Source organism: Allocoleopsis sp. (assembly GCF_036703385.1).
Taxonomy (GTDB): Bacteria; Cyanobacteriota; Cyanobacteriia; order Cyanobacteriales; family Coleofasciculaceae; genus Allocoleopsis.
In genome coordinates, this window is sequence record NZ_DATNPA010000361.1 from 1 (window position 1) to 3,974 (window position 3,974).

A 3,974-nucleotide genomic window follows, 5' to 3' on the forward strand; every position below is an offset into this window, starting at 1 on the left:
CAAAGGGATAGACATGATCATCAAAAGGCTTTGCAGCCTTGGGTTTGCACAGGTGAGTGAGTGGAGTCCTCCCGTACCTTATGAGGATTCGGGAGAAATGATGAGACTGGTGAGGAAAAAAGTTTCTCTGAGGTGATTGGAGATAGGGGGATGCGATCGCATTTTGTGGAGGGTTGGGGGGTGGTGCGATCGCACATGGTAAACGAACAAAGAGCGAACATGTAAGATCTAGGGTATATCCTAATCAGTAGTCACCCTGTTCTAGAACCCAAGCGTGAGTGAAAATGGAGAAAATTGGGAGTTTACTCTCAAACAGAGCAAGTTTAACTACTTTTTTGGTCGTGTACAATCCAATCCTCGCAATCAACGAAGAGCGTTACAGAATTTAGCAGACTTAAGGCAACTAGGTATTGATGAGGCTGCGGGTGGGCGAGAACGCCTTCTACAAATCTTTCAGGATGGCTTAAAGGCTCCTGAGACAGGTAGATATTTTTCTGGGTATGGCATCACTATTACTAGGAGAGTGGAGTTGAGCGGGGGAGCGATTGAGGTCAAATACTTCTATCCAAATAGTGACCTATCCTCTACTCCTGAAGTTGTCACTATTATTCCTAAAATCTATCGGCAGGAGTCGGACTGATGAATATTCAAATTATTGGCGAATCAGAGTTTAAGAAAATAGAGGCTGCTCGAAGAGCGCTCGCTCACGCTCATGCTCGGAAGTTTGCTGTTTTAGACCTAGGTAATACTCTAGGCTTGTATGGATTAAGTTGGTGCAGCGAATTAGTTGAGCCAATTGTTGAACTCTCATTAGATAAACGAGCAGTCTGGGTTGGAGTCGATCAACAGATTGCAGCAATTTGTCTGTCTCAAGGTCAAATTCGTCTATCTCTTGCCCTTAATAGCAATTTGGTTCAAATTCTGGTTGGGGCAAAGCTTACTGCTGTACTCACTGAGGATGAGGTATTGCTTTTTAATCCTGATTTTTCTATCCGGTTGATTAAGGGGTTGCCTGACTTAGCTGAAGAAATAGTAATGACTAATGAATCCGGTTTGGAAATTTGGCTGATGTCAGGGGAAAGTTTATTTTTGGATATGCAAACAGGTGCTTTTCTGTCCAAAGTGGCATAGGATGACGTTTCACTAAATGATATCGAAGGGGAAGGTGATCGCAGTTTGTGGGGGGTGGGGGGAGGTGCGATCGCCTACTGCTTTACTTGCATCTGAGCGGGTTAGAGTTTCGCTTTTCTTGACCGTCCGCCTACAATTCTAAATACCAGGAGGGAAAATTTATGTTTGAACGTATTACTTTCGATCCGCGAATCATGGGTGGACGTGCTTGCATTCGCGGGATGCGAATTACTGTTTCTCTAGTTTTGAATTTGATTGCCAATGGCATGAGTGTTGAGGAAATTATCAGGGATTATCCCTATTTGGAGGCTGAAGATATCAGCGCCTGCCTTCGATATGCAGCATTTTTGGCTAGCGAAGAAGTTCGCCCATTGATGGTTAGCTAATCATGAGATTTTTAGCAGATATGGGTATCTCTCCGGTCACGGTTCAAGCATTGCGTCAGGAGGGATATGATGCTGTTCACCTGCAAGAAGAAGGGTTGGAGCGTCTGCCGGATGCTGATATTTTGGAGAAAGCAAGGCAAGAGGAGCGAATTGTACTAACTTGCGATTTAGATTTTGCAGAGCTTTTAGCGGTTGGTACTGAAGCACTGCCAAGTGTGATTATTTTTCGGCTGCAAAACTATACACCTACTTATGTTACCCCAAAACTTTTAGAGGCTTTAGCAGGATACAATCGAGAGCTGACTTCTGGTGCAATTTTAACGGTTGAAGACAGTCGTTATCGACTGCGCCGACTTCCAATTAGACCTGTAGAAGAATGATAGTAATGCGATCGCATTTTGTGCAGGGTGGGGGAAGGTGCGATCGCATCTATGCTAATGAAAGCCCTAACGAATGGAATTCGTGGCTATACAACCGAAGTCCGCCTGCGCGGACTAACAAAAAGTCAGGGATTTAATAAAATAACCCGCGTAGGCGGGTTTTGTTTGTATAGCTGCGGTTTCCAACCGCCAAGCCCTTCCTCCCCTAATTTCATAATTCGTTCCCTCGACCAACCCAATGATGCCAGTCTGCGATCGCGCCAAAATTTTAGCTTTTGCTGAAGTCAGGAGTGGGAGGGCGTTACACTCATCTTTAGCTAAGAATAATCGAGCTTACCTGTCACCAGAGACAGGTAAATTTCATCATTCAAATAAGCTCAATTGCATACAATCCTTATCTTCTATTCCATTTCTTTCACTCACATTTATACCCAGTTCCTTCTCTAAAATTGGAGCATCCCGATTTTGTAAAATCATTCCCACTAGTAACCAGATTACAAGGGGTTCAGACCCATTTAAAATAAACGTGCAAAATTGGGATGCTCCCTCCAAAATGACTTTAATGTTAAAATCATTACAAAATTCTTTTATTAATTCTAGAGTTAATAACTCTGTAGATAAATTTGGTTTTATTCGCGTAGGAAAATTGCCAAATAGGTGTAATCGTTTTGAGTGATTTGGGTATAACTTTCCAAACAGTATTAATTGACCTACACCTTCTTTCCATTTATCAATAACCTTAATTTCAATAATCTCTTTTTTGGTTAAAAGGTCAATTTGCCCTATCCTTGTGGCTTGCTTATCTCCACCAAGCGCTGCTTTTAGTCGCTCTCGTATTTCTTCTTCAATCTGATCTTTCTTAGCTTTGTTAGCCCATGCTTCTATATCCATAAGGATTATAAATATTTTATTTGCCCAAACATTATATCTTCCTTTTATTTTCACCCTGTATATTAGTTCTTCTTGAGGAATCTTTGTCTCTTCAGAAATATCTTCAAGAGTTTTTCCTTTGTTATCAAAGTAATGACTTAGTTGTTTTCCAGTCTTTTTAAAAAATTTAGTTAGGTTTATATCACCATCTTTATGCGAAGTTTTGAGAGGCAAATTAATGCTTTTAATTTTCATATCTTTAGCTGTCATTAGTGATGCAATTACTCCAATAATGATTAGATTAAGCGACGGATTTAATATCAAATACCTAAATGTTTGCTACAAATCAATCTCCGTGTCCCCGCGTCCCCGCGTCTCCGTGTCCATCATCTGTAGCAAACTTAACGGGAAACGATATAACTCGTCTCAAACAAACTCTGGTACGAATGAGCTATTGTATCTAAAAATTTGGAGTTAGCGATTCCTAGTCTTCTGGAGGATGCCAACCAGCCATCACCAAATGCTGGGGACTCAAGCAATAACCGCAGCGATTGCGAGCAGCAGCACGGACGCGGCGTTCTACTTCTACAGGAATGTAAGTACGAGCCATTACCTTTAGTTGAGAGCAGGTCTCAAACCACGCTCAACAGCCACTTTTAATGATCGCGCCTTGCGTACCAAGCCACTTCGGTAAACCTGCATCAACTCATCCAGTTGATCGGCTTCTTCATTATTGAGTTGCCCCTCGCGATTGCGCTCCAAAAGCTCACTCAAAGCTTCTTGTTGTTCTGGTTCCATCTGCATATCGCACAGCGCCAAAACCCAATCATCGGGCAGTGACTCCACAGGGAGTTCTTGACTAGCACGATCAATCCATTCAACTAGCACATCTTCAAGTCGTCGGTTCGTCAGAACAGCAATTTCTTTGGCTCGTTGTGCCAGCGTTTCGGGAAGTTCCAGCGTGACAATTTCAGCCATTTCTTACAAAAAAAGCCTTTTCCTTCTGATTGTATCCCTGAAATTTGCTCGCACCTGCTCCAATAAGATTGCGATCGCACCAACTGTCCACTCCTCATTTCGTAGTATAGTTGTAGTATAATTAGGATATTGCCCTGCAAGCGGCAACCATTTGTCCATTACTCTGGCATTACAAGGAGCCAGTCCTATGATTCCCCGAACTAACATCCGAAACATTGGAATCTCTGCC

At 42.5% G+C, this 3,974-nt stretch carries 9 protein-coding genes; 5 read left to right on the forward strand and 4 right to left on the reverse strand.

Features of this window, described 5'->3' with window-relative positions:
* Positions 1–274 precede the first annotated feature (274 nt).
* From V6C93_RS17960 to V6C93_RS17980, 5 genes are all read left to right on the forward strand, one after another.
* Entirely contained in the window at positions 275–640 is a 366-nt protein-coding gene (locus V6C93_RS17960; protein ID WP_333478042.1) for a hypothetical protein, read from the forward strand.
* Positions 640–1,131, forward strand: a complete 492-nt coding sequence (locus V6C93_RS17965) for a hypothetical protein (protein ID WP_333478043.1) — start codon at positions 640–642, stop codon at positions 1,129–1,131. The genes V6C93_RS17960 and V6C93_RS17965 overlap by 1 nt, the downstream gene beginning before the upstream one ends.
* Positions 1,132–1,292: 161 nt before the next feature.
* Positions 1,293–1,517 carry a DUF433 domain-containing protein gene (locus tag V6C93_RS17970; RefSeq protein ID WP_333478044.1) on the forward strand — a complete coding sequence of 75 codons (225 nt, stop codon included), beginning with the start codon at positions 1,293–1,295 and terminating at the stop codon, positions 1,515–1,517.
* Between the two features lie 2 nt (positions 1,518–1,519).
* Entirely contained in the window at positions 1,520–1,897 is a 378-nt protein-coding gene (locus tag V6C93_RS17975) for a DUF5615 family PIN-like protein (RefSeq protein WP_333478045.1), read from the forward strand.
* An 18-nt stretch (positions 1,898–1,915) separates the two neighbouring features.
* Positions 1,916–2,179, forward strand: coding sequence for a hypothetical protein (locus V6C93_RS17980; RefSeq protein ID WP_333478046.1), 264 nt, complete (start codon positions 1,916–1,918; stop codon positions 2,177–2,179).
* 81 nt (positions 2,180–2,260) lie between these two features.
* Here V6C93_RS17980 and V6C93_RS17985 read toward each other — a convergent pair whose 3' ends face one another.
* From V6C93_RS17985 to V6C93_RS18000, 4 genes are all read right to left on the reverse strand, one after another.
* Positions 2,261–3,037 carry a hypothetical protein gene (locus tag V6C93_RS17985; RefSeq protein ID WP_333478047.1) on the reverse strand — a complete coding sequence of 259 codons (777 nt, stop codon included), beginning with the start codon at positions 3,035–3,037 and terminating at the stop codon, positions 2,261–2,263.
* A 214-nt stretch (positions 3,038–3,251) separates the two neighbouring features.
* Positions 3,252–3,377, reverse strand: coding sequence for a hypothetical protein (locus V6C93_RS17990; protein WP_333478048.1), 126 nt, complete (start codon positions 3,375–3,377; stop codon positions 3,252–3,254).
* 5 nt (positions 3,378–3,382) lie between these two features.
* Positions 3,383–3,745 (reverse strand): hypothetical protein, encoded by a 363-nt coding sequence (locus V6C93_RS17995; RefSeq protein ID WP_333478049.1) that lies wholly within the window; start codon positions 3,743–3,745, stop codon positions 3,383–3,385.
* A gap of 3 nt (positions 3,746–3,748) precedes the next feature.
* Positions 3,749–3,974 (reverse strand): hypothetical protein (locus V6C93_RS18000; RefSeq protein WP_333478050.1); only part of this gene is annotated, 226 nt, incomplete at its 5' end.

Excerpts from the sequence above, each read along its gene's own strand:
- V6C93_RS17965 (WP_333478043.1), top strand. The coding sequence starts at position 640 with ATGAATATTCAAATTATTGGCGAATCAGAGTTTAAGAAAATAGAGGCT.
- V6C93_RS17970 (WP_333478044.1), top strand. The coding sequence starts at position 1,293 with ATGTTTGAACGTATTACTTTCGATCCGCGAATCATGGGTGGACGTGCT.
- V6C93_RS17975 (WP_333478045.1), top strand. The coding sequence starts at position 1,520 with ATGAGATTTTTAGCAGATATGGGTATCTCTCCGGTCACGGTTCAAGCA.
- V6C93_RS17985 (WP_333478047.1), bottom strand. The coding sequence starts at position 3,037 with ATGACAGCTAAAGATATGAAAATTAAAAGCATTAATTTGCCTCTCAAA.
- V6C93_RS17990 (WP_333478048.1), bottom strand. The coding sequence starts at position 3,377 with ATGGCTCGTACTTACATTCCTGTAGAAGTAGAACGCCGCGTCCGTGCT.
- V6C93_RS17995 (WP_333478049.1), bottom strand. The coding sequence starts at position 3,745 with ATGGCTGAAATTGTCACGCTGGAACTTCCCGAAACGCTGGCACAACGA.